Below are 23,674 nucleotides of genomic sequence, written 5' to 3' on the forward strand. Positions count from 1 at the left end.
TTCTATGATACCCTTGCTATCTCACAGTCGATATTTATGTTGGTTGGGTTTGCACAACCCTTGAAGTAGTATTTTTAAGTATGTATTAACGTTGTGCGGATATGATATTGCTACCAAACCTCGGTTAAGTCCAAGACGAATCCCGATAGCGTATCTTCTCCTGATAGAGTAGTGGGATTGTCTAATACTTCCACATCTCGGCCTTGCCTGTATATCTCTACCTTTCGATTTTTGCGGTCAATCAACCACCCCAAACTAGCTCCATTTTCCATGTATTCCCTCATCTTTGCCCGTAACGTTTCTATGCTGTCAGAGGGTGAACGCAGTTCTACAACGAAATCTGGGCATATGGGAGCAAAACCTTCTTGCTCCTTAGGTGTGAGTGCTTCCCATCGCTCTAAGTTCACCCAAGACCCATCAGGTGAGCGGTCTGCACCATTAGGGAGGTGAAATCCGGTGGATGAGTCAAATACTACCCCTAACTTGGTTTGACGGTTCCATAGCCAAAGTTGCCCTTCAATGTCTATGTTTCGTTTTCCTGTATCGCTTCCGGTTGGAGGCATGACGATTAACTCTCCAGTCGCGGTTCTCTCTAGCCTTAAATCACGGTTAACGGTGGCAAGTTGCTGGAACTGCTCTTGACTCACTTTGAATATTCTGGGAATGGCGATGGTAGGGTTGACCATACGATAAAGCCTCGCTAATATCCTGGATTGCTAATAGGGATATCGTGACTACAGTTGAAACACACGCTCAAAAGGGTGGCGACGATAGCGACGATAAATATCAAAATTCTACCTACATACTTCCCTTATATTCTTCTAACAGTTGCGGAATGTAATCATACCCATCTACACCAATCACAGGAATGATTTTAGAACGATTTTGCTGCAATAAACTAATGAAAGCTTCTTCCCCTAGATGTCCGCGTAAACTTGTTAGCAAACTTGCTGGTTTACGCCATTCATTTGAAGAAATTTGGTTTAACAAATACATTCCCAAACACCCAGTGTAAATTACTTTTTCTTGGTCTTGTAGATGATAATAAGCTTCTGCCAAATTAGCCAAATTTAAACCTTGGAGATACAAATCCCCAGAAAATTGTGCTGCTTGGAAGCCGTCTTCCAAATATTTCATTGCTGTTTGAGGTTGTTCAATAACTAAATAGGCTATCCCTAAACTACTAAAACAGAGAGCTTTACTTTGAACATCACCCAACCTTTCTGATAGTGTTAAACCTTGTTGTAAGTAGTTAATTGCTGTTTCATAAATCTCTGGTTCTGTTTGTTCTAGCTGCTGTGCTTGCATGACTTCGCTGTAGCCCAAATTGACCAGAGCATTTGCTTCTCCCGTGCGATCGCCGGTTTGCCGACTAAGTATTAATGCGCGTTGGCTGTAGTCTATTGCTTCAGCATACATTTGTTGGGCAACGCAGCTACGGCTGAGGTGGTTGAGATTGGCAATTTCACAAGGGCGATCGCCTGCATTGCGTGCTATCTCTAGTGCTTGCTGATGAAACTGACCAGAGCGCCTATATTGCCCAAAGGCTCGCTGAGAATAGCCTAATAGTGTCAAAATTCGTGCTTTTTCCTGAGTTCCCTCTACTTGACGCAGTGGTTCATCCAGGTAATTCAGCGCATCTCGCAAGTAGGTGCCAGAAAAAGAGGCAAAAATTCCCCCGTACAAAGGAAAGTATGGACGCTGTGCAAAGGTTCGCAGAATCTGTAGCATCACTTGAGAACAACCAGCAGTATACACCGCCGCACTGCTACTAAAACCATCTGCCAGTTGACTCCAAATGACTGCAAACGTCAAAAAAGTCGAAATCGACAACTTTGACCCTGCCTTGACATTGTATGGTTGTTGGTCAAACCAGTTAACTAACCCCCGTTGCAAGTACTGCAAAATCACTGCCATTTCTACCCAGTCGCTGAGGGTGATACTGCGCTGCTGTTGGGCAAAGTCTATTGCAGATTGCTCCAAAGCTAAGGTGCGAAACAGTGCTTGGAGGAAGGTACTATTGACTTGCTTTGCCCAAGTTGCCCAAGGACCTTGTTCTCCCGGTACACCACCAAATCCCAGCGACTCCCGGCTTTGCTCGTACATCCAGCTAATCAAGTGGTCTTGCAGTCGTTGCCAAGCAGCCACACCACGGGTGATACCTTCTGATATTTCTTGGAAATCAGAATCTGCGGTGGCGAATTGCTGTAAAGATTTTGACACTTGCTGTATTTGCTGGAAGTTTAGAGCATTCTTGCGGTTGGGGTCAGTTATGCGTAAGAATGCAGCTAGCCGCCCCCCTGTTTGGGCAGTGGTAATTTCTTTTATTGCTGAGACGATAGCTTCTGTGGCTTTATTTTGCTGTTGAGCGCGTTGCCATTGACTTTGAATGGTCTTAATTGCCCTGAGACTACGGGTTGCTTTCGCTTGCTTGAGTTCATCTTTTTCGGTGTCTACTTGTTGCTGGGTGGAATTGAGGCGATCGCTCAAAGCTAGCTCAAAAACTTCCCCCGTGTCAGCCGTCACACCTTTAAGCAACATTTGATACACATGCTCTTGGGAACTTATCTTGCCCTTGAGTGTGTTTTGGACAATTTCGTCGATTAAGGCGAGATACTTTTCGCGCAATGGCAGAGAATCAGACACTTTAGCAACCAGAAAGCGATACGTCAATTCTAATTCCAGAGTCGGTCAAACTGCAGAAGCGAGTGGAGGGAGTGGAGGGAGAAAAAGAAATTAATTTGACTTCCCCTACTTCCAAGTGTCTAAAGGATTTTTGGCTAAGGCACTTACAAGAAAAAAAAAGCCCAACGCAAGTCCTGTGCCCTTCGGGTGCTTGACAACCTCCACGCGCAAAGTCTGCCGGACAGAGGATTCTGTCCGGCAGACTTTGCGCCAACTCGTACACCAACTCATTATTGAAGGTTGGGCATTTTTTTATTTGGATCTCCCTAAACCGTTACGAGTTAGAATTGACTCTTAAGAATCCGTTAACCTAACTATGGGAGTGTCAAGCAGCTTTTGCGTTATTAATAGTTAAATGTAAGACATATCTTGCATTCATGTTAAGAAAGCTGGCACAAGCGAAAAATGGCTCGCACCCCCACATTAACCTTTGATCGTGGCACGTTAATTTTGCATCCGCCACCACGCAGCAAAGCTTGGATGGATTATGCTACATGGGATGATAGAGTGGAAAAATTCCGCATTCCGGCTATCCAGTACCGTGCTTTAGTGGAAGCACTGCAAGCGGAAAATACTGAGTTTATCGATGAAGCTAAGGCATTTTATCCCATAGAGTTGGTTCCTAGTCTGGAAATGGAACCTTACCCCCACCAAAGTGAGGCGTTAGCAGCTTGGAAACTCGCAGGAAGACAAGGGGTGGTTGTGCTTCCCACAGCAGCGGGAAAGACTTATCTGGCGCAAATGGCGATGCAAGCGACACCGCGCACGACGCTGATTGTTGTACCAACGCTGGATTTAATGCACCAGTGGTATGCACATCTCAAGGCGGCGTTTCCCGATACTGAAGTGGGGTTGCTAGGGGGTGGTTCGCGGGATAGAACACCAGTACTGGTTGCGACTTACGATAGTGCCGCAATTCATGCAGAAACTCTGGGGAATCTGTATGCTTTATTAATTTTTGATGAATGTCATCATTTGCCAACAGATTTTAGTCGAGTGATTGCAGAATACGCGATCGCACCCTACCGCTTAGGACTCTCCGCCACACCAGAACGCACAGATGGCAAACACGCCGACTTAAATATATTGATAGGAAAAGAAGTCTATCGTAAAAGGGCTGAAGATTTAGCAGGGAAGGCGCTAGCAGAACATGAAATTGTCCAAATTAAGGTCAAATTATCACAGCATGAACGGGAAAAGTACAATCAGCTGATTCAACTTCGCAACGAGTTTTTGAAGGAATCAAAGATTTCTTTAGGGAGTCTTCAAGGGTGGCAAAGATTTGTGCAAATGAGTGCGCGATCGCAAGCTGGACGTAGGGCAATGTTAGCACACCGCGAAGCGAAAGAAATCGCTTTGGGGACTGATGGGAAGATAAGACTTCTTGCGGATATTTTGACAGAACATTATCCAGAACGGGTTTTGATTTTTACTGCTGATAATGCCACGGTTTACCTGATTTCCCAAGAGTTTCTTGTGCCAGCAATTACTCATCAAACGCCTGTAAAAGAACGCCATGAAATATTAACCAAATTTCGTGAGGGAGAATATAAAACGCTGGTTGCTTCTCATGTCTTGAATGAGGGTGTTGATGTTCCTGCGGCTTCTATTGCTGTTATTTTATCTGGTACCGGTTCGGCACGCGAGTATATTCAAAGATTGGGAAGGGTGTTAAGAAAAGGAAAGGATAATAATAAGCAGGCAATTTTATATGAGGTAGTAGCAGAGGATACGAGTGAAGAGGGAACCTCGGCGAGGAGAAGAGGAGTGGAGAGAAACGTTCGCGCAGCGTGTCCGCAGGACATACCGCAGAGGCGCAGAGGAGAGGAGGAGAAGAAAGGGAATTTGCGGGTTGTTTATGGAAGTGGAAAGGAAAAGAGTCTTAAGGCTGCTGAACAGTTAGAAATAAATTATAAAGTTCAAAAAAAACCGCCGATAAACCCGGAAGAAACCTAATCATGTTTCAATAATTATCTGCGTCCATCTGCGGTTTAAAATTCCAATGTTACCAACAGAGTTACTCAGTCACAGACAAAACGGCGAGGAAATAATCCCGAAGAGACTGAAGATTGATGATCAGAATTTGGCTTTAGCCACTGAGTTAATGGCTTGTTTTCAAAAGGCGGTAGGTGATACTCAGGGTGCGCTTGAGCGTCAGTTATTGGAGTTGGAGGGGGATACCCCTGATTATAGGTTGAAGCGTGGTTTGGCTTATATCCTTAAGAGCAGTTTTTGCACGTTTGAGGTGGTGAGTCCTTTGGAACCTCAAATGTTACGAGAAAGGGTTTTTGCTCTGGCGGCGAAGTCTCCTCCGAGTCGAGAATTAACACAGGTGACTGTGACAAAAATTGCTGATGAGTTGAGTCATGAACTTGAGCGCGAAGTTTTGCCGAAACAAGTTCGTGAAGGGTTATATGCAGATTTGTCTGAGAATAAGATTTTAACTACTTTTGATGCACCAGCACCTAAGGAAGTCTTGCATCGATACAATTTATCTCAGGTGCAGGGGGTGTTTTATAAGGCGAGTCAGTTGGTGATAAATGCTCATCGTAATGTTCCGGGACAATATAAGCTTTTGTTTCGCTATCTCAAGCTGTTTCAATTAATGTCTTACATAGAGGGAGATGCTGACCACGGGTTTACAATTACGATTGATGGTCCTACGAGTTTGTTTACTCCAAGTACGCGCTATGGTTTGGCTATAGCGAAACTTATCCCGGCTTTACTTCATGTGACAAAATGGAGTCTTTGCGCCACGCTGCAAATTCGTGATGTCTACACAAATACTTGGAAAACAGGACGTTTTACCCTCAATTCAGAGTGTGGTTTGGTGTCTCATTATTCAGCCGGCAAGCCATACGATAGTATGCTGGAAGAATCTTTTGCTAATAAGTGGGAATCAATGAAAACTGATTGGGCATTAGAGCGAGAAGTTGACCTCATTCCCATTCCTGGAAGTGTCATGATTCCCGATTTTAGATTAGTTCATCCTGATGGGCGATCGTTCTTATTAGAAATTGTAGGTTATTGGCGACCGGAGTATTTACAAAAGAAGTTTTCACAGGTGCGACGTTCCGGATGCAATAACTTGATTTTGGCAATTTCTGAGCGATTGAATTTGGATAAAGCAGGAGTCAAATTAAATGATGTGCCTGCTAGGATTGTTTGGTTTAAAGATAAATTGCTGCCAAAATCGGTGTTAGCAGTGATGGAATAAAAAGGAGAATGACACGAAGACTACTGAAACAAATGCCACGGTTAGAGCAGAAACTCTATAAACGGAGAGGGGGGGATTCGAACCCCCGTTAGGTTACCCTAAAACGCATTTCGAGTGCGTCACCATCAACCACTCGGACACCTCTCCAAAGCTATTTGCAGTCAAAAGACCCTGAAAACTGTCAAATAATACTTGTTAATTATAACATCTGGTATGTATTTGACGGCGATTGCCCGTAAGGGCAAATCGTCGCACCACCTCTAGCGTTTAGGTAAAAGTCAAAGGACGTACACTACACAAGCGTTTAAAGTCTTCTGTTTTGAGGTCTTTTACCTGTTCATAGGTCATATATATTCCCCACTTGCATCGACTTCTCCCATGCAACGGGGAACTTTTGTAAGAAGTCTATTCCCCCCAAGGCGAGGGGATAGTCGTTGTTGAAAGAACCTCATTTGCTACCAGATAGATAGCAGTTTTGCCACAGGTAGGACAGGGTAACTTAAGCTCCTGCACTGGAAGATGTCCCTTGCATTCAGTCAACAACCCTTGGCGGCAATGATAGCACTCGTAAAAAACTCGGCTAATTGGCTTGTTGCAATCTAAAATTTTTATATGCTGACACGGCTGTGGCACTGGCTCTGGTTCTGGCAGCTTGTAAGGTTTTCGGTGATAGGGCTGTTCTCGTGGATTAATCATTGGTCCTCTGGGTAGGGTCGTCATTAGTCATTCTTCAATGGATGAATGATAGCACTGTGCAGGATACCGTTAGTTTGCCCTACTTGAGGATGATTCTGGTAAGTTTGCGCCGATTAAGTTTGCTTCATGCAGATCCACACCGTCTAAATTAATGCTGCTTAGATCAGCATGACACAAGTCAGTTCTTGACAAAATGGCTTTGGTCAAGTTTACTTTATACAAATCTGCCTTACTCAGTTTTGCTCCTGTTAGGTTTGCCTTGCTCAGGTTAGCACCTGCTAAGTTAGCACCGCTCAGGTCAGCGTAGCGTAAATCTGCACCTTCTAAATTTGTGTTGCTCAGGTCAGCGTAGCGTAAATCAACTAACCGTAAGTCAGCCTTAGCTAAGGTAGCCTTGTGCAAATCCACTTTGAAAAGACTCGCTCGGATCAAATTTGCTTTGTACAAATTTGCCCAAATCATAAAAGCTTCGCTTAAGTCGGCTCTCCATAGGTTTGCTTCCGCCAAAGTCGCTTCACTTAAATTTGCTCCTCGCAAATTCACCGCTGATAAAGCCGCTCCAGTTAGATCCGACTGACTAAGATTGATTCCGGCTAAACAGATTTCGTTAAGGTGAGCTTGTCGCAAGCTCACTTGCAAAAAATCCCTATTACCAGCCACGTAGTGTCTTATCAGTTCATTGGCATCCATAATACAGACTGCAAAGATTGGCATTTCATAACCTGGATTTGACTAGAGAACCATAGGAAGCAATTTAAAATTCAAAAATCAAAATTGGGAAAGCTAGTTTCCGCAATCATCCTGGCAGGATGGTTTCTGCAATTTAATGTGCTTCAGTCTGTCTATTCGGCGATAACTGCATTGTCTTTGGTGTCATGCATGATGGTTTTTAGTTTTCATATTTATGTAAATAAATGTAACAAAATATTAAGACTATTCGAGCAATCTTAAGGATTTTCTAATTAGTTTTGCTTTTAAAATTCATAAGTAATACTTATAAAAAACTTGATACGTAGCTGCTCAAGAACTGCTTTCTTAGGACGCTCGCTTATGAGAGTGGAGACAGAGTGTGAGGCTTTGACAATTCAACAAAATTATGAATAAAAAAAATCATTTTGAATTTTAAACTTTTCTAGACCCTAACTCTTACTTCTGGTAGTATTTTTGTTACATTTTTCATGCATTTACCTAAAAAATGGATAGCGAAAACAGTCGTTCTTATTGGCGTGCAAACACTGCTTTAATTCGCAACCTTTTAATAGTTTGGGCGCTGGTGTCCCTCGTTTTCAGTATTTTGTTAGTACAACCATTAAATGCAGTACGTTTTTTTGGCGTACCGTTTGGCTTTTGGATGGCACAGCAAGGTTCAATCTTGATTTTTGTGGCGTTGATTTTCATCTACGCCTTTCAAATGGACAAGTTAGACCGCAAGCACAATATTAGAAGGTGAGGAAAAGCCGTGTCAGTTGAAATTTGGACTATTTTAATAGTTGGACTCTCCTTTGTGTTATATCTCTACATTGGTTGGCAATCACGAGTTCAAGATAGTAAAGGCTTTTTTGTAGCGGATCAGGGAATTCCCTCCATTGCAAATGGTGCCGCCACTGCCGCTGATTGGATGTCTGCAGCCTCGTTCATTTCAATGGCGGGGCTGATTAGTTTTATGGGCTACGATGGCTCCATTTATTTGATGGGTTGGACGGGAGGGTATGTGCTGCTGGCACTGTTGCTAGCTCCTTACCTCCGCAAGTTTGGTAAGTATACAGTACCCGATTTTGTAGGAGACAGATACTACTCCAACATTGCCCGTCTGGTGGCAGTTGTGGCAGCCATTTTTGTCTCGCTAACTTATGTTGCCGGACAAATGCGGGGGGTCGGTATTGTTTTCAGCCGCTTCCTGCAAGTAGACATCAACACAGGCGTCGTCATCGGCATGGTCATCGTGGGCTTTTTTGCTGTGCTGGGCGGCATGAAAGGCATCACCTGGACACAGGTAGCACAGTACGTCATCTTGATTGTTGCTTACCTCATTCCAGCGATCGCAATTGCTGTATTGCTTACAGGCAACCCGATTCCCCAGTTTGCATTTACCTTTAGTGATATTGCCGACAAGCTGAATCAAATTCAGGTTGACCTCGGGTTTGCACAGTATACTCAACCATTTGTCAACAAACCCATGCTGGACGTGCTATTTGTCACCATTGCCTTGATGGTGGGAACAGCCGGGCTACCCCACGTTATTGTACGGTTTTATACAGTACCTGATGTGCGTTCAGCTCGGTTTTCTGCTGGTTGGGCACTGTTATTCATTGCCATTTTGTATACTACGGCTCCAGCTCTGTCCATGTTTGCTCGTTACAACCTGATTAATTCCTTGCACAACCATACTATTGAGGAAGTGCGCCAGTTAGACTGGGCAAACAAGTGGGAACGCACCAAACTGCTGAGTTTTGAAGATAAAAATGGTGACGGACGGCTACAGCTAACTCCAAAAAAAGACACGAACGAGATTACGATTGACCGAGACATCATTGTGCTTGCAACTCCAGAGATTGCTAAACTGGCTCCTTGGGTCATTGCTTTGGTAGCGGCTGGGGGATTAGCAGCAGCTTTGTCTACAGCATCAGGGCTGTTGCTGGTCATTTCTAGTTCCATAGCCCACGATGTCTACTACCGCATCGTCGATCCGGGAGCATCAGAACAAAAACGGCTGTTTGTCGGACGCCTGATGGTTGGTTTATCCCTCGTTGCTGCTGGATACTTTGGCGTAAATCCACCAGGGTTTGTCGGTGAGGTGGTGGCTTTCGCCTTCGGTTTAGCCGCCTCTAGTTTCTTCCCGGTGATCTTCCTTGGTATTTTTGACAAACGCACCAACAAAGAAGGGGCGATCGCTGGGATGCTGACAGGTTTAATTTTCACTACCGCATATATCGTAGGTGTTAAGTTCGGGGGTATGCCACCTTGGTTCTTTGGGGTTTCTGCCGAAGGAATTGGCACTGTGGGTATGCTGCTGAACTTGATTGTTACCTATGTGGTGTCTCGTCTAACGCCACCTCCTCCAGCAGAAATTCAAGCGCTGGTGGAGGATTTACGTAGTCCAGATATTGAGGAAACACAACCAATTGGGACTGTGCATTAGTAGAAACTAAAATCCCTCCCCGCATCCGGGGAGGGGGTGCGGTGCTTTTGTTGCCACTTACCTCTGCAAACTACGCGGATCTAAAGCATCCCTTAGCCCATCACCCAACAAGTTGAAAGCCAACACCGTGAGAATAATCAACACAGCCGGGGGCCAAACCAGCCAAGGTTGCAACACCAAAATTGAAGCGTTAGTTGCCAGAGATAACATATTACCCCATGACGGGTCTGGTTGTTGAATTCCTAATCCGATGAGACTTAATACTGCCTCTGCCGCAATAAAACTAGGAACGGAAAGTGTTGCGGAGATAATTATATAAGTAGCGGTTTGCGGTAATACGTGACGGAGGATAATGTAAAGTGGATTACCACCCATTGCTTTTGCCGCTTGGACATATTCTCTCTCTTTAATAGAGAGGACTTGTCCACGAATAACTCGTGCTAATCCAGCCCAGCTGATAAACGAAGTAATCACAACAATCAGCAAAAAGCGATCAGTACTAGATAATCCTGGTGGTAGTACAGCACCCAAGGTCACCAACAGATAAATACTGGGAAAAGTCATCAGGACTTCGGCTAGGCGCATGATAACACTGTCAGTCCAGCCACCGAAATAGCCGGAAATTCCCCCAATCAACATCCCCAAGGGAAAGGTTAAGGCTACTCCAATAATCCCAATAAATAAGCTGATACGACCACCATATAACAGGCGACTAAATTGATCCCGACCTTGTTCATCTGTACCTACAAGGTTATACTTTGCCTTACCGACAGCACCAAACAAATGTATATTGAGCGGGATACCACCAAATATTTCTACCTCGTCCCATTTTGGGGGTAAAGGCAAACTCACCCTAAACAGACGATATTCTGGTCCGGTGACAAATAATCTTAGAGGAGAGGGCGTTTTGAAGTCTACAATGATTTGGCGATCGCCCGTTTTTAAATCTGTGTCTCCCTGAGTTGTCGGATAAATATGAGGACCAATGAATTGCCCTGTTTGTTGAGAAACCCAGTAAATGCGAGTTGGTGGCAATAGAGAACCATTTGGTTGTGAGACGTAAGGATCGTAAGGGGCGACAAAATCCGCTGCAATCACTGCTACATAGAAAACTAAGAGTAAAATTGCCCCAAATTTTGCCACAGGATTTTTCTTTAGTCGATGCCACCAATTCATAGTTTTTTGTCGAGAGTCAAAAGTCAAGAGTCAAGGGTCAAGAGTCAAAAGTCAAGAGTCAAAAGTCATTTAAACTATGGACTCTGGACTAGGCAAGGAGTTTTTCAATGAGATACAGGGTTTCTTCCTGAGGTTTTTCGTGTTCTACAACAAACACATTTGAGTAGAGATTAGCAATAATTTGCTTTCCCTGCTGTGTTAGGGAAAGGTAGCGCAATGCATCTTTGATATAAGGATAAACGACATTCCAGTAGAATTTGGCATAGTTCTTGCGTAAGTCGGCGGGGGTTTGATAACCCAACACCTTATTCATCCCGGTCTCTTCAAACTCATAGAACAAAGAAGTAATCTTTTTTAAATAACGCGGGTCACTTAATTGTCCGATTAAATCAGCAGCACGCACTAAACCTGCAAAATTATTTGTATCTTGATGGTCTTCTGCGGCTGGTACTGGAAAACGAGTCAATTCAATATTGCTCTTTATGACCTCTGAATCTATCAATTTGTGACCACCAAAACGCTCATCAATGAAGAGTTTGGCTCTGTCAACATGATACGGTGTGAGACTGGCATCAGAAGCTCCAGGAGGAAGAGGAATCATTTTCCCATCTTTCCCGGTAGAATACAAACCTTCATCCTCGCGGTCTTGTCGGCAAACTCCTTTGACATAACCAATATCATGGCATACCAACGAGATAATAAAATGCAACCAGTCTTCACTGGAAACACCACCTTCACGGATATGTCTGCCGCGTAAAATTTCCTGTCCAACAAGGGTGACTAGGATGGAGTGTTCTACATTATGATAGAGGGCATCACTATTGGCAATGTTTTCCAAAGCCATATTGCCCGCCCAAGCTATAATATCTTGGTAATCGTTTTTTAAGCAGCCATAGGTGCGATGGTAGCCTTCGCGAATTTGTGCTACAAATGCATCAATTAAGATTTCAGTGGCATTAAACATAATAGTAGTTACTTAGTTTAGATACCAAATTATTTATTGGTTTCTCTCAAATTTGTATAATTTGGTTGTACTTGGAGAATTCACAAGAATGCAAATAACTCCTTGTAGCTCCTCATAGGTAAACATATGTGCTAGCAGTCTGTAGGCGAGATGTCGCAAATCTTTACGACTTTAGCACAAAACCAGCTATGTCTTTGGAGCACACAAATCCAAACTACCACGCGAGTAGAGGTTTTGGTGTCGTGCTGTTAATGGGGATTCTCAATCTGCCACTTGCTAGTTGAAATGGGCAAATCATGTTATAATAGCTGATAACTTTATTTCGGATATCAGCTATTTGCGGGTGTAATTCAGTGGTAGAATGTCACCTTCCCAAGGTGAACGTCGTGGGTTCGAGTCCCATCGCCCGCTTAGAGAAGTGGTATGACTGTACTTAAGATGTGAGTTGCTGTACATTCACAAATTAGATGTCGCTGTTCACAAAGTGATGTCGTTTTTGCCAAATTCACGTCGTTTTTTCACAAAATAACGTCGCAATTAATAAATTTAGGTCTTTTGCTTACTTTGAGGTACCGTTCACAAATTAATGTCGCTGAAGACAGTGTAAACTTTTTACAAAAAAGCAACGCTAACGCCAGTTAAAAAAACCATTACATATAGTTTAACTTTAGCTGAAAAGGAAAAGACTAAGTAACTATCTCAAAACGACAAAACTACTTATTACGGTATTTTAGTAGCTAGGAAGTAGTGTTGAATCTGAAATATAAAAAGCGTGATCGGCTTCGCCGAACCGTAGGCGATCGCCCAGAAATACAAAGCTGTTAGTATTGTTCTACCAAAGATGAGCGATATGCGGGAAATATTACAAAGCGAAATTCAGTCAACAGCAGAGCAAAAATGTCCAGGTAGCCTGGCAACCCAACAAAAATATGCCAAGGAGTATCGTGTCAGTGTTCACCGTTGGAGTTACGGCAGATTAATCTGTCACTGGCACTTAAACGGCATCAATTTGTACCGACGACATTTAATAAGTCACTGTACAACACATTTAAAGTCTAATTGCCACTGTTGACGGCAGTAAGCGAGTAATGGGACTCGAACCCTTTCAACCCATCCCTAAATGATAGAATACTTTGTTTTCCTTTCAACTCGCCCTACACGGGGAGGTTATTGTTACTCATATAAAAAGTTGCTTGGTCTTCTGTTAACCACTTTCAACCCGCCCTACACCGGGAGGGTTATTGTTACGATGGTTGACAGATGTACATTCACAAAAGAGCATATCTGCAAAGATCTGATGTTTTGTTTGGTAACTTTGAGAGTAGCTTAACAAACTACCCCTACAGCGCTAAGGATATCAGTCAGGGACAAGTTTTTATTTTTCGCTCCCCACCGACGTATGCCCAGCTTTTTGCGGATGTTGGGTTTAATGTCATGAATTATCCTTTAACACCTAAAGCTTCTCGATTTAACACCTGATTTAACTTACCACTCCGATAACCTTCTAAATCTAATGTTACGTAGATAAAACCAAACTCTTGAAAAGCGGAAACGACTGATTGCAAATCAATCTTCAACACAAACTCTTTGATTTGTTCTGGCGGTAATTCAATTCGTGCTGTATCACCTTCGGAACGCACTCGCAAATTCAGATAACCCAACTTTCGCAAGTATATTTCTGCCCTACCCACTCGTTGTAGCTTGGCTACCGTAATCTCTTCACCGTAGGGAAAGCGGGAACTTAAGCAGGGTTGTGCGGGTTTATCCCACCAAGGTAAACCGAGTTCTTTGGAAATTTGGCGAACTTGAGCTTTGGTGATACCAACTTCTGCTAAGGGCGATCGCGCACCTCTTTCTTTTGCTGCTTGAATTCCAGGGCGATAATCATGCAAGTCATCAGCATTTACTCCGTCTACCACGTATGGATAACCCCATTTGATCGCCAAGGGTTTGAGAGTATCATGCAGTTCACTTTTGCAAAAATAACAGCGGTTAACAGGGTTGGAAGTGTAATTGGGATTTTCCATCTCGCGTGTTTGGATAATTTGATGAGGAATCCCAATAGTTGCTGCTTGAATGGAGGCGTCTTCCAACTCTTCGCTTAACAGTGAGGGAGAAACAGCTGTGACAGCCAAAGCGCGATCGCCCAAGACATCATAAGCAATCTTGGCTACCAATGTGCTATCAACGCCACCAGAGTAGGCTATCAGAGCTTGCTCCATTTCTACAAATAACGCTTTTAGTTGCTCAAGTTTCTCTGTTAGCATCTTTTCCAATCCTGTCTAAACGCTATTGCACCCGATGATTTCCATTTTAGGTGGGCAATCAAGAGATTTGGGAAAAGGTTACAGCTTATAGGTTTATACCATGTCAATTAAGAGGTATTTGTGACAATTCCATAGGTGTAGAGACGTGCCATGGCACGTCTCTACTTCGGCAATCGTGCTTACAAACCATATTATCTGAAGGTATTGACCTGTATACCACACATTATTTCGTGTAATTTCTATGTTGTAATGACGGAAAACCAAGTAAAAGACTATGAATGCACAACTCGCTCAATTAATTGTCAACGGTATTGCTGTGGGGAGCATTATTGCTTTAGCAGCAGTTGGACTCACTCTGACCTACGGGATTTTACGGTTATCTAACTTTGCTCACGGTGATTTTGTAACATTGGGGGCTTATCTGACGCTGCTGGTTAATACCTTTGGTGTCAATATTTGGCTGTCTATGGTCATTGCTGCGATAGGGACGGTAGCAATCATGCTATTGTCGGAGAAGTTGCTGTGGTCAAGAATGCGCTCTATCCGTGCTAATTCCACCACTCTTATTATTATCTCTATCGGGCTTGCCCTATTCCTTCGCAATGGCATTATCCTGCTCTGGGGCGGTAGTAATAAAAATTACAATCTGCCTGTGACCCCTGCTTTGGACATTCTGGGCGTGAAAGTACCGCAAAATCAATTGTTGGTTCTATTTTTAGCAGTATTAGCAATTGTAATACTACACTACCTTTTGCAAAACACCAAAATTGGCAAGGCAATGCGAGCCGTTGCAGACGATTTGGACTTAGCTAGGGTTTCTGGTATCAATGTAGACAAAGTCATCCTTTGGACTTGGGTTATTGCTGGTAGTCTGACATCTTTAGGCGGAAGTATGTATGGCTTGATGACAGCTGTGCGCCCCAATATGGGCTGGTTCTTGATTTTACCTTTATTTGCTTCAGTCATTTTGGGAGGGATAGGCAATCCCTACGGTGCGATCGCCGCAGCTTTTATCATTGGTATTGCCCAGGAAGTCAGCACTCCTTTGCTAGGTTCTCAGTACAAACAAGGAGTGGCTCTGTTAATTATGATTTTTGTGCTGCTTGTTCGTCCTAAAGGTTTGTTCAAAGGCACAATTTGAGCAACACCAGAACATAGGAATTGGGAACTGTTAGTCGTTAGTCAGTAGTCATTAGTCAAACTGAATACTAACAACTAACCACTCACCAGTCCCCAGTTCCCTAATGTGACATCAAAATGGCAATTATGGATTAATCAAATGAAAGTAGATCCCAGCCACCAGGATGTTACCTGCTAGTAGAATTAAGCTGATTACGGTGCGAAAGGGGTAGGGCGGTTTGGCTCCAGTTTTAGCAACGTCTGTGCCAACTTTTTTGTTAGCAGGTGCGAACTTGGCTTCAGTCGTCATTGTTTTCTCTCCTATTTAAAGACTTATTAACAAATACCAAAGAGCCGTCATATATAGCGAGAATCTTTAAGAATATTTTTGTGGATTTTGCACCACAACTCAGCAAAAATCAACAAAATGTAGCAAGCAGACCCTTCCCTTGCGGGTGTAGGGTCTGGTAAATTCCTACCCCTGCACCCTACAGCCCCCTTAGCCTTCAACCCCTGCGTGATAAGAGCTGCGAACTAGAGGACCAGAACGGACATGGCTAAATCCCATTTCCCGTGCTATCTTGCCTAATTCATCAAATTCTTCTGGTGTCCAATACTTTTGGACGGGCAAATGTTCCAAGGAAGGACGCATATACTGACCAATTGTGATGCGATCGCATCCTACCTTGCGTAAATCCGTCATTGTCTCAATCACTTCCTCGACTGTTTCCCCATGTCCCAGCATTAAACCAGACTTAGTGGGAATGGAAGGGTCAATTTCTTTGACGACTTGCAAAACAAAGAGCGAGCGATCGTACTTTGCACCTCGGCGCACTGGTCCTTGTAACCGTTGCACTGTCTCTATGTTGTGATTATAACAGGCAGGCTTTGCCTGCACTACCTTACATATACGCTCGCGTTGACCTTGCTTAAGCGCACCCGCACCGCCCCAAAAATCTGGTGTCAACACCTCAATTTGAGTTTCCAGGGTAAGCTGGCGGATAGTTTCCATTGTCTTGACAAAATGACCAGCCCCTTTATCTGGCAAGTCATCTCGAGCAACAGAAGTCAGCACAACATAACGCAATCCTAACAGATGCACTGCCTGTGCCACCTTTTGCGGTTCTTCAAGGTCAAGAGGCATAGGCGCATGACCTTTATCTACTTGACAAAAAGCGCAAGACCTGGTGCAGGTAGATCCCATGAGTAAGAAAGTTGCGGTTTTTTGGGAGTAGCACTCACCCCGGTTGGGACAACGTCCCTCCTCGCAAATCGTGTGGATTTGGCGCTGCTTGATAATACGTTGTACTGTAGAAAGTTCACTAGCTTTGCCAATTGGACGACGCAACCAACTCGGCATTTCCGTAATTTCAGACTTAAGTTGGGCTTGTTGTGAAGAAGTCATAAGCACATAGATAAGAGTGAGGGAGTAGAGGAGCCGGGGAGTGGGGGGAAGTCTTTTTCCCTACTCCCCTAACTCTTGCTGATCCCTTGTTACCTTAAATATCACCATGACACAAATTAAGGAGCCGAGGTTGGACAAAACACATTAAAAACTGCCACTTCTGGTGGAAATTACTCTCCCCCAACCAAAAGAAATATTGAGTATAGTGGGATAATTCTTGGCGTTAATTGGCGAAACTGCCATCTAAACCTAAAGTTTTTATTAGAGCAAACAGTCGTGGCAAGTAACAAAATTTTAGTTATCGATGACACTACAGTTGTCAGGGTAAAAGTGCGAGAAATGTTGCCACCAGGCAACTTCCAGGTCTTGGAAGCAAAAGATGGTCTAGAAGGATTGAATTTAATCCGTCAGGAAAAACTCGGTTTGATAATGCTAGATTTTCTGCTGCCTAAAATGAGTGGCTGGGAAGTTTTTCAGCAAATTCAATCCCAGCCAGACCTACGAAAAATTCCTCTGGTCATTATGTCTGGTCGTAAAGAAGAGGTGACGGAGAAAATCATAGAACCCTTTGAATATTTTGAGTTTCTCGGAAAGCCGTTTGACCAAAAGCAACTCATTGGCGCGATTAAGTCCGCAATGACAAAGGCTAAACAGCCGCGCCAAGAACCTAGTCAAAAGGTAGCAGCACCTGCTGTAAATAATGCAATAGCAGCGACCTCTAGTAGTGAAGGAGAATCAGCCGCCCAAATTCAAGCATTAAATGAGAAAATTGCCAAAATGCAGGCGGAAATTGATGGTTTGAAGAAACAGTTAGCTCAAGTTGTCACTTTTATTAAGCAGAAAATCAAATAACAGAAGCTGAACTATGTATATTGGTTTCTAGTAGACCAACTAGCCTGCCAGAGTTTACCCACAAGCGGAGCATAGACGTTCCAAGAGTGTCTTCATGTGGAATCTGGCAGGCTTTTTTGTTGTTTTGGCTCGTGGCTGAAAAACGTATAAATACTGATGATAAAATTTTAATGTAGTAAAATCATCAATATCTCCATAGTTATACATAAGTCAATGCACATCCAAAAATACATATTTTTTCTGATGGCTGTTACTAATCAGATGCCACGACTACTCACTTGTGACAGCTATAGCAAGATATACAGAGAAATAAAGTCATTAAATTGGCTAAATATCACAAAATATTGTATTTTTTAAAGTTTTTATTCCAAATTACGAAAAATTCTCATTTTGTTTTCTATCATGATACAGATAGCACGTCAATGGGAACACTAAGCAATAGAAACCAAACTCAGAGCTTTAGTGTAAATGTTTATACACTTATGTAGAATTTTTCCTATTCCTGGCTATCGGATTTCTCAGGAAATCTACCTAGGAAGTAAAACGTTGGTCTATCGGGGCATTAGAGAAAAAGACCAACAACCTGTAATCATTAAGCTGATGCGGAATGAATACACTGATTCTAATGAAATCGCGCAATTCCGCAACCAGTACACCATCACCAAAAACCTCGACCTTCCAGGTATTGTTAAACCCCTTAGCTTAGAAAGCTATCACAACGGCTATGCTTTAGTCATGGAAGACTTTGGCGGTATTTCCCTCAAGGAGGAAATGGGGCGATTGGGTAGCGGTCTAGGGGTAACCCGTGAAGGAATGAATAAGTTTTTCCACATTGCCATTCAAATTGCCTCCACTTTGGACGGGCTGCAGCGTCACCGCATTATTCATAAAGATATTAAACCTGCGAACATTGTTATTAATCCCACGACGCTTGAAGTCAAACTTATTGACTTCAGTATTGCCTCCCTGTTGCCCAAAGAAATTCAATTCGTCACCAATCCTAACTTTTTAGAAGGCACGCTGGCTTACATTTCTCCTGAACAAACAGGAAGGATGAACCGAGGTATCGACTACCGCAGTGACTTTTATTCCCTCGGTGTCACATTCTTTGAACTCCTGACTGGACAGTTACCCTTCACCACCACTGACCCCACAGAGTTAGTGTACTGCCATATTGCCAAACAACCCCCAAAAGCTAGCAGTATTCATTCCAACATTCCGTCAATCGTATCTGATATCATCAGCAAGCTGATGACAAAAAACGCTGAAGACCGGTATCAAAGTGCTTTGGGGTTAAAGCATGACTTAGAACTGTGCTTCCAGCAATGGCAGGAGTCTAAAAAGATTGTAGCGTTCAAGTTAGGAGAACAGGATATTTCAGACCGTTTTCTCATCCCTGAAAAACTCTATGGTCGTCAACATGAAGTGAAAACCCTACTTGCTGCTTTTGAGCGAGTGACAGGCGGGAAAACTGAAATGATACTAGTTGCTGGCGCTTCCGGTATTGGCAAGACCGCTATCGTTAATGAAGTCCATAAAGCAATTGCGCCGCAGCATAGTACCTTTATCAAAGGGAAATTTGATCAGTTCCAGCGTGATATTCCTTTATCAGGATTAGTGCAAGCATTTCGGGATTTAATTAGGCAACTGCTGAGTGAAACTGATGCGGAAATTCAACAGTGGCAAGCCAAGATTCTGTCAGCATTAGGTGAACAAGCTCAGGTCATTATTGATGTCATACCCCAACTTGAAGTGATTGTTGGCAAGCAACCCCCAGTAGCTGAACTTTCTGCCACGGCTGCCCAAAATCGTTTTAATTTATTATTTCAAAGATTCATCAAAGTATTCACCACGGAAGAGCATTCCTTGGTTATCTTTCTAGACGACCTGCAATGGGCTGATACAGCTTCTTTGAAATTTATTCAATTATTACTAAGTCAGAGCAACGCAGAAATTAAAAAAATAACAAATTCTTCTCCCTTTTTAGAAGAAATGAATAAAGGTGGTGTAAATGAGGGGGGGTTGCTACTCATTGGTACGTATCGAGATAACGAAGTTTCCAGAACGCATCCCCTTTATTTGACACTCAATGAAATCGAAAAAAACGGAGTGACCATTAATACAATAACCTTAGAAGCATTAAATCAAGGTGATTTAAACCGTCTCATTGCTGATACTCTTCGTTGTCAAGAAGCGGTAGCTGTTCCTCTCACCCAAATGGTATTTCCTAAAACCAAAGGGAACCCCTTCTTTACCAATGAATTTCTTAAATATTTGCATAAGGAAGGAATAATTAAGTTTAACTTTGATATCAGTCATTGGCAGTGTGATATTGCTCAGGTCAAGGCATTAGCTCTAACAGATGATGTCGTGGAATTCATGGCACTTCAAATAGAGAAGTTGCCAAAACATAGTCAGAAAGTCTTGAAACTGGCTGCCTGCATTGGTAATAATTTTGACTTAAAGACTCTCGCAATTGTGCATCAAAAACTTGAGGTAGATACGGCGGCAGACCTCTGGCCATCCTTAATTGAAGGACTAGTTTTACCTGAAGTAGAAAGTTACAAGTTATTTATAGATAGCAATGAATTATCAGCAAGTATTGATAGTAAAGAATATAAACAATCACCAATTACCAAATCGCAATTACCCCAATATAAATTTGTACATGACCGAGTACAACAAGCCGCTTATTCTCTGATTCCCGAAGGTGAAAAACAATCAATTCATCTGAGAATAGGGCAATTGCTGTTGAACAAAACCCCAGTTGAAGAACTGGAAGAAAAGATTTTTGATATTGTCAATCAGCTCAATAGGGCATTGGAATTAATTACGAATCAGACTGAGCGTGATGCACTGGCAAGGATGAATTTGAATGCTGGACGTAGAGCTATGGCATCAACAGCTTATGCTGCGGCGGTTAAGTATTTAACTAGTGGGATCCAACTACTACCAGATGATAGCTGGCAGACAAATTATAATCTCACTCTAGCTTTATATGAAACAGCAGCAGAGGCGGCATACCTCAGCGGCGACTTTGAGCAGACAGAACAATTAGTAGAGGTAGTGTTGGTAAAAGCGAAAACTCTGCTGGATCAAGTGAAAGTGTATGAAGTCAAAATTCAGGCTTATGGAGCCCAGAACAAAGCACAAGAGGCGGTTAATATTGCACTATCCTTTTTGAAGTTGTTGGGAATACAGTTTCCTGAAAATCCGAGCCAATCGGATGTTCAAAGTGAACTGGAGAAAACAGCTTCAAATCTGGCTAATAGACGTATTGAAGACCTAATGAACTTGCCAGAAATGATGGAAGCGCAATCGCTGGCAGTCATGCGTATCCTATCTAATGTAATTGTTTTTTCCTATCAAGCTGTTCCTGAACTGATGCCGCTGATTTGTTGTAAACAAATTAATTTATCACTCAAACATGGCAATGCTCCCTTGTCTGCCCTTGCATATGTTGCTTACGGTCTAATGTTCTGTGGAATTGTGGGAGATATCGAGTCTGGCTATCAATTTGGGAAACTGGCTTTGAGTCTGTTGTCTAAATTCCAGATTAAAGAAGTCTCTGTGAAGGTTTTGCAGTCATTTAATTCACTTATTAGACCTTGGAAAGAGCATATCAGGGAAACATTAAAGCCTTTGCTAGAAGTTTACTCTGCTGGTCTGGAAACAGGAGATCTAGAATTTGCAGCGTATGCTCTTTATGTTTACTCTTATATTGCGTTTTTCACGGGTGAAGAACTAACAGCCTTGAAACACGAGACAGCGACTTACAGCAATGCCATAGGTCAAATCAAGCAAGAAAGGGCTTTTCACTGGAATGAAATTTACCGCCAAACAATCTTGAATTTACTAGGATTTGTCAAAGATCCATGTCGTTTAATCGGGGAAGCGTATGATGAGGAAAAAATGCTAACGCTTCATCTTGAAGCCAACGACGGAATGGCACTTTTCTTCGTCTATTTCTGCAAGCTTCAACTCTGTTATCTGCTTGGTAAGTACTCTCAAGCACTTGAAAATGCTGCAAGGGCAGAACAGTATTTATATGCTGGAATAGGAACGTTAGTAACTCCTCAATTCCATTTCTACGATTCCCTAGCAAGACTGGCAGCGTATCCTGATACCAAAAAATCTGAACAAAAACAAATTTTGGAAAAAGTCGCAGCTAATCAAAAAAAGATGCAGCACTGGGCACATCATGCCCCCATGAATTATTTACATAAATTTTATCTAGTGGAGGCTGAACGGTATTGGGTTCTTGGTCAATATCTCGAAGCAATGGAGGATTATGATCGCGCCATCACGCTTGCCAAAGAACACGAATACATAAATGAAGAAGCCCTGGCTAACGAACTTGCTGCTAAGTTCTATCTAGAGTGGGGCAAACAGAAGATTGCCCAAACCTACCTCACTGATGCCTACTACGGTTACGTTCGCTGGGGAGCATTAGCCAAAGTTGACGACTTGGAAAAACGCTATCCCCAATTACTTGCCCCAATTTTCCAGCGAGAAAAACCTAGCCTCGATGCCAGTAAGAATAGTACCTCTGACCGTAGAACATCCGTATCCACTTCTAGCACTAACGAAACTGTTATTGACTCAAACACAAGCGTTTCAGACTCGCTTGATTTAGCAGCTGTTATCAAAGCCTCGCAAGCACTGTCTGGGGAAATTCACTTTGAGCAACTGCTTTCCACCTTAATGCAAGTGGTCATGGAAAACGCCGGAGCCTCTAAGTGCGCTTTAATTTTAAGGAAAGGCGATCGCTTGTATGTAGACGTCACCGCAGTCAGTTCCAGTTCCGATTGTGTCCCCATCTGCACGGCGTTGGCATCAATTCCCCTAGAGTCAAGCGAAGATGTTCCCATAACTTTGATCAACTACGTCAAGCGTACGCAGGAAATCTGGGTCATTGATGATGCAACGGCTATTGACTCCCTCGCAACCGATTGCTACATTATCCGCGAGCAACCTAAGAGCTTATTGTGTATCCCGATTATCAATCAACGCAAATTGCTCGGCATTCTTTACCTAGAAAATAATCTAACAACGGCAGCTTTTACACGCGATCGCGTAGAACTCCTCAAACTGATTACCACCCAAGCTGCAATCTCCCTAGAGAATGCGATCCTCTACAAAAGTTTGGCACAAGCGAATGAACGCTTGGAGGAATACAGCCTTAGCCTAGAGGAAAAAGTAGCGCAGAGAACGCAAGAACTCAAAGAAAAAAATCAACGTTTGAAGCAAGCTCTAAAGGAATTGCAAAGCACCCAAACCCAATTGATTCAAAGTGAAAAAATGTCGAGCTTGGGGCAAATAGTGGCAGGAATTGCTCATGAGATCAATAACTCTATCAACTTTATTTATGGCAATATTAGTCATGCTAGTCGCTATGTCGAAGACTTACTCGATTTGCTTGCTATCTATCAGCAGGAAAATCCCAATCTTACAGATCAAGTTAAGAAGAAAATGCAGGAAATTGACTTGGATTTCCTAGCACAAGACCTGCCAAAGCTTTTAGATTCAATGAACTTTGGAAGTTCGCGTATTCGCAATATTATTCTGAGCTTACGTAACTTCTCCCGTTTAGATGAATCTGAAATGAAGCCAGTAAATATTCATGAGGGAATTGACAACACCTTGATGATTTTGCAACACCGACTCCAAAGCACGAACGAGGGATCAGAGATTGAAGTTATCAAAGAATACGGACAACTGCCCAAAGTCACTTGTTATGCTGGACAGCTTAATCAGGTGTTCATGAATATCCTAAGTAATGCGATAGATGCGCTCGAACAATCATTTCAAGAAAACAAAGCGACGAACGTGGACAAAGGAAAAATTTGTATTCGTACTGATTTGGCAAATTCCAATGTAAGAATTCGGATTGCTGATAACGGTTCTGGCATGACTAAGGAAGTGCAGCAGAAAATCTTTGATCCATTTTTTACCACTAAGCCAATAGGAAGTGGTACAGGATTGGGGTTGTCGATTAGTTATCAAATTGTAGTGGACAAACACAAGGGACAATTAACCTGTAATTCTACTCCAGGACAAGGTACTGAGTTTGTAATTGAGATACCGATGCGATAGTAAGGAACTTAAAACCTACAGTACAGTAGGATGGAATGAAACTGATTGAAGGATAAAT

Annotated in this window: 17 protein-coding genes, 2 tRNA genes and 2 pseudogenes; 11 read left to right on the forward strand and 10 right to left on the reverse strand. The window is 42.8% G+C overall.

The window, feature by feature from the left end; genetic code table 11:
• Positions 1-110: 110 nt before the first annotated feature.
• Positions 111-686, reverse strand: a complete 576-nt coding sequence (locus tag MAS10914_RS0124955) for a Uma2 family endonuclease (protein ID WP_017318674.1) — start codon at positions 684-686, stop codon at positions 111-113.
• Positions 687-798: 112 nt separating this feature from the next.
• Entirely contained in the window at positions 799-2,646 is a 1,848-nt protein-coding gene (locus MAS10914_RS0124960; RefSeq protein WP_026082799.1) for a tetratricopeptide repeat protein, read from the reverse strand.
• Positions 2,647-3,090: 444 nt separating this feature from the next.
• Between MAS10914_RS0124960 and MAS10914_RS0124970 the strand changes: the two genes are divergently transcribed.
• Both MAS10914_RS0124970 and MAS10914_RS0124975 read left to right on the forward strand, forming a co-directional pair.
• Entirely contained in the window at positions 3,091-4,641 is a 1,551-nt protein-coding gene (locus MAS10914_RS0124970) for a DEAD/DEAH box helicase family protein (RefSeq protein WP_017318677.1), read from the forward strand.
• Between the two features lie 46 nt (positions 4,642-4,687).
• A complete protein-coding gene (locus MAS10914_RS0124975) occupies positions 4,688-5,902 on the forward strand; it encodes a DUF790 family protein (RefSeq protein WP_017318678.1) in 1,215 nt (404 codons plus the stop codon).
• A gap of 62 nt (positions 5,903-5,964) precedes the next feature.
• Here the strand turns inward: MAS10914_RS0124975 and MAS10914_RS0124980 are convergent.
• The 3 genes from MAS10914_RS0124980 to MAS10914_RS0124990 all read right to left on the reverse strand — a co-directional run bounded on the left by MAS10914_RS0124980 (position 5,965) and on the right by MAS10914_RS0124990 (position 7,288).
• A tRNA-Ser gene (locus tag MAS10914_RS0124980) sits at positions 5,965-6,049 on the reverse strand.
• Between the two features lie 258 nt (positions 6,050-6,307).
• Positions 6,308-6,622 carry a hypothetical protein gene (locus MAS10914_RS0124985; protein WP_017318679.1) on the reverse strand — a complete coding sequence of 105 codons (315 nt, stop codon included), beginning with the start codon at positions 6,620-6,622 and terminating at the stop codon, positions 6,308-6,310.
• Positions 6,623-6,667: 45 nt separating this feature from the next.
• Entirely contained in the window at positions 6,668-7,288 is a 621-nt protein-coding gene (locus MAS10914_RS0124990) for a pentapeptide repeat-containing protein (RefSeq protein ID WP_017318680.1), read from the reverse strand.
• A gap of 505 nt (positions 7,289-7,793) precedes the next feature.
• Here MAS10914_RS0124990 and MAS10914_RS0124995 point away from each other — a divergent pair.
• Positions 7,794-8,048, forward strand: a complete 255-nt coding sequence (locus tag MAS10914_RS0124995) for a DUF4212 domain-containing protein (RefSeq protein WP_017318681.1) — start codon at positions 7,794-7,796, stop codon at positions 8,046-8,048.
• Between the two features lie 9 nt (positions 8,049-8,057).
• Positions 8,058-9,737 (forward strand): sodium:solute symporter family protein, encoded by a 1,680-nt coding sequence (locus MAS10914_RS0125000; RefSeq protein WP_017318682.1) that lies wholly within the window; start codon positions 8,058-8,060, stop codon positions 9,735-9,737.
• Between the two features lie 57 nt (positions 9,738-9,794).
• On the opposite strand, the gene MAS10914_RS0125005 is transcribed toward MAS10914_RS0125000, so the two are convergent.
• Both MAS10914_RS0125005 and MAS10914_RS0125010 read right to left on the reverse strand, forming a co-directional pair.
• Positions 9,795-10,913, reverse strand: a complete 1,119-nt coding sequence (locus tag MAS10914_RS0125005) for an ABC transporter permease (RefSeq protein ID WP_017318683.1) — start codon at positions 10,911-10,913, stop codon at positions 9,795-9,797.
• A gap of 88 nt (positions 10,914-11,001) precedes the next feature.
• Positions 11,002-11,877 (reverse strand): Npun_R2479 family HD domain-containing metalloprotein, encoded by an 876-nt coding sequence (locus MAS10914_RS0125010; protein ID WP_017318684.1) that lies wholly within the window; start codon positions 11,875-11,877, stop codon positions 11,002-11,004.
• A 128-nt stretch (positions 11,878-12,005) separates the two neighbouring features.
• Here MAS10914_RS0125010 and MAS10914_RS35895 point away from each other — a divergent pair, with 128 nt between their 5' ends.
• From MAS10914_RS35895 to MAS10914_RS33195, 4 genes and pseudogenes are all read left to right on the forward strand, one after another.
• Positions 12,006-12,161 (forward strand): hypothetical protein, encoded by a 156-nt coding sequence (locus MAS10914_RS35895; protein ID WP_232224227.1) that lies wholly within the window; start codon positions 12,006-12,008, stop codon positions 12,159-12,161.
• A gap of 55 nt (positions 12,162-12,216) precedes the next feature.
• Positions 12,217-12,288: transfer RNA gene (locus tag MAS10914_RS0125015), tRNA-Gly, on the forward strand.
• A gap of 385 nt (positions 12,289-12,673) precedes the next feature.
• Positions 12,674-12,859: pseudogene (locus MAS10914_RS35900) on the forward strand (hypothetical protein); the annotation flags it as partial.
• A 293-nt stretch (positions 12,860-13,152) separates the two neighbouring features.
• Positions 13,153-13,317 (forward strand): annotated as a pseudogene (locus MAS10914_RS33195) (CapA family protein); the annotation flags it as partial.
• Here MAS10914_RS33195 and larE read toward each other — a convergent pair.
• On the reverse strand, positions 13,317-14,144 hold the full coding sequence (gene larE / locus MAS10914_RS0125020; protein ID WP_017318685.1) for an ATP-dependent sacrificial sulfur transferase LarE: 828 nt from the start codon (positions 14,142-14,144) through the stop codon (positions 13,317-13,319). The pseudogene MAS10914_RS33195 and the gene larE sit on opposite strands and share 1 nt — an antisense overlap.
• A 274-nt stretch (positions 14,145-14,418) precedes the next feature.
• On the opposite strand from larE, the gene MAS10914_RS0125025 reads away from it, so the two are divergent.
• Positions 14,419-15,285 carry a branched-chain amino acid ABC transporter permease gene (locus tag MAS10914_RS0125025; protein WP_017318686.1) on the forward strand — a complete coding sequence of 289 codons (867 nt, stop codon included), beginning with the start codon at positions 14,419-14,421 and terminating at the stop codon, positions 15,283-15,285.
• A gap of 123 nt (positions 15,286-15,408) precedes the next feature.
• On the opposite strand, the gene psaX is transcribed toward MAS10914_RS0125025, so the two are convergent.
• Positions 15,409-15,573 (reverse strand): photosystem I protein PsaX, encoded by a 165-nt coding sequence (gene psaX, locus MAS10914_RS0125030; RefSeq protein ID WP_017318687.1) that lies wholly within the window; start codon positions 15,571-15,573, stop codon positions 15,409-15,411.
• A gap of 189 nt (positions 15,574-15,762) precedes the next feature.
• Entirely contained in the window at positions 15,763-16,668 is a 906-nt protein-coding gene (gene lipA / locus MAS10914_RS0125035) for a lipoyl synthase (protein WP_017318688.1), read from the reverse strand.
• Positions 16,669-16,944: 276 nt separating this feature from the next.
• Between lipA and MAS10914_RS0125040 the strand changes: the two genes are divergently transcribed.
• Together MAS10914_RS0125040 and MAS10914_RS0125045 are read left to right on the forward strand one after the other, a co-directional pair.
• A complete protein-coding gene (locus tag MAS10914_RS0125040) occupies positions 16,945-17,520 on the forward strand; it encodes a response regulator (protein ID WP_017318689.1) in 576 nt (191 codons plus the stop codon).
• Positions 17,521-17,988: 468 nt separating this feature from the next.
• Positions 17,989-23,616 carry an ATP-binding sensor histidine kinase gene (locus MAS10914_RS0125045; RefSeq protein WP_017318690.1) on the forward strand — a complete coding sequence of 1,876 codons (5,628 nt, stop codon included), beginning with the start codon at positions 17,989-17,991 and terminating at the stop codon, positions 23,614-23,616.
• The last annotated feature ends 58 nt before the right edge of the window (positions 23,617-23,674 follow it).

It is taken from the genome of Mastigocladopsis repens PCC 10914 (assembly GCF_000315565.1).
Classification (GTDB): Bacteria; Cyanobacteriota; Cyanobacteriia; order Cyanobacteriales; family Nostocaceae; genus Mastigocladopsis; species Mastigocladopsis repens.

What these genes read in the sequence shown, in the direction of transcription:
- MAS10914_RS0124955 (WP_017318674.1), bottom strand. Translation starts at nt 686, where the DNA reads ATGGTCAACCCTACCATCGCCATTCCCAGAATATTCAAAGTGAGTCAA.
- MAS10914_RS0124970 (WP_017318677.1), top strand. Translation starts at nt 3,091, where the DNA reads ATGGCTCGCACCCCCACATTAACCTTTGATCGTGGCACGTTAATTTTG.
- MAS10914_RS0124975 (WP_017318678.1), top strand. Translation starts at nt 4,688, where the DNA reads ATGTTACCAACAGAGTTACTCAGTCACAGACAAAACGGCGAGGAAATA.
- MAS10914_RS0124985 (WP_017318679.1), bottom strand. Translation starts at nt 6,622, where the DNA reads ATGACGACCCTACCCAGAGGACCAATGATTAATCCACGAGAACAGCCC.
- MAS10914_RS0124990 (WP_017318680.1), bottom strand. Translation starts at nt 7,288, where the DNA reads ATGGATGCCAATGAACTGATAAGACACTACGTGGCTGGTAATAGGGAT.
- MAS10914_RS0124995 (WP_017318681.1), top strand. Translation starts at nt 7,794, where the DNA reads ATGGATAGCGAAAACAGTCGTTCTTATTGGCGTGCAAACACTGCTTTA.
- MAS10914_RS0125005 (WP_017318683.1), bottom strand. Translation starts at nt 10,913, where the DNA reads ATGAATTGGTGGCATCGACTAAAGAAAAATCCTGTGGCAAAATTTGGG.
- MAS10914_RS0125010 (WP_017318684.1), bottom strand. Translation starts at nt 11,877, where the DNA reads ATGTTTAATGCCACTGAAATCTTAATTGATGCATTTGTAGCACAAATT.
- larE (WP_017318685.1), bottom strand. Translation starts at nt 14,144, where the DNA reads ATGCTAACAGAGAAACTTGAGCAACTAAAAGCGTTATTTGTAGAAATG.
- MAS10914_RS0125025 (WP_017318686.1), top strand. Translation starts at nt 14,419, where the DNA reads ATGAATGCACAACTCGCTCAATTAATTGTCAACGGTATTGCTGTGGGG.
- psaX (WP_017318687.1), bottom strand. Translation starts at nt 15,573, where the DNA reads ATGACGACTGAAGCCAAGTTCGCACCTGCTAACAAAAAAGTTGGCACA.
- lipA (WP_017318688.1), bottom strand. Translation starts at nt 16,668, where the DNA reads ATGACTTCTTCACAACAAGCCCAACTTAAGTCTGAAATTACGGAAATG.
- MAS10914_RS0125045 (WP_017318690.1), top strand. Translation starts at nt 17,989, where the DNA reads ATGTTTATACACTTATGTAGAATTTTTCCTATTCCTGGCTATCGGATT.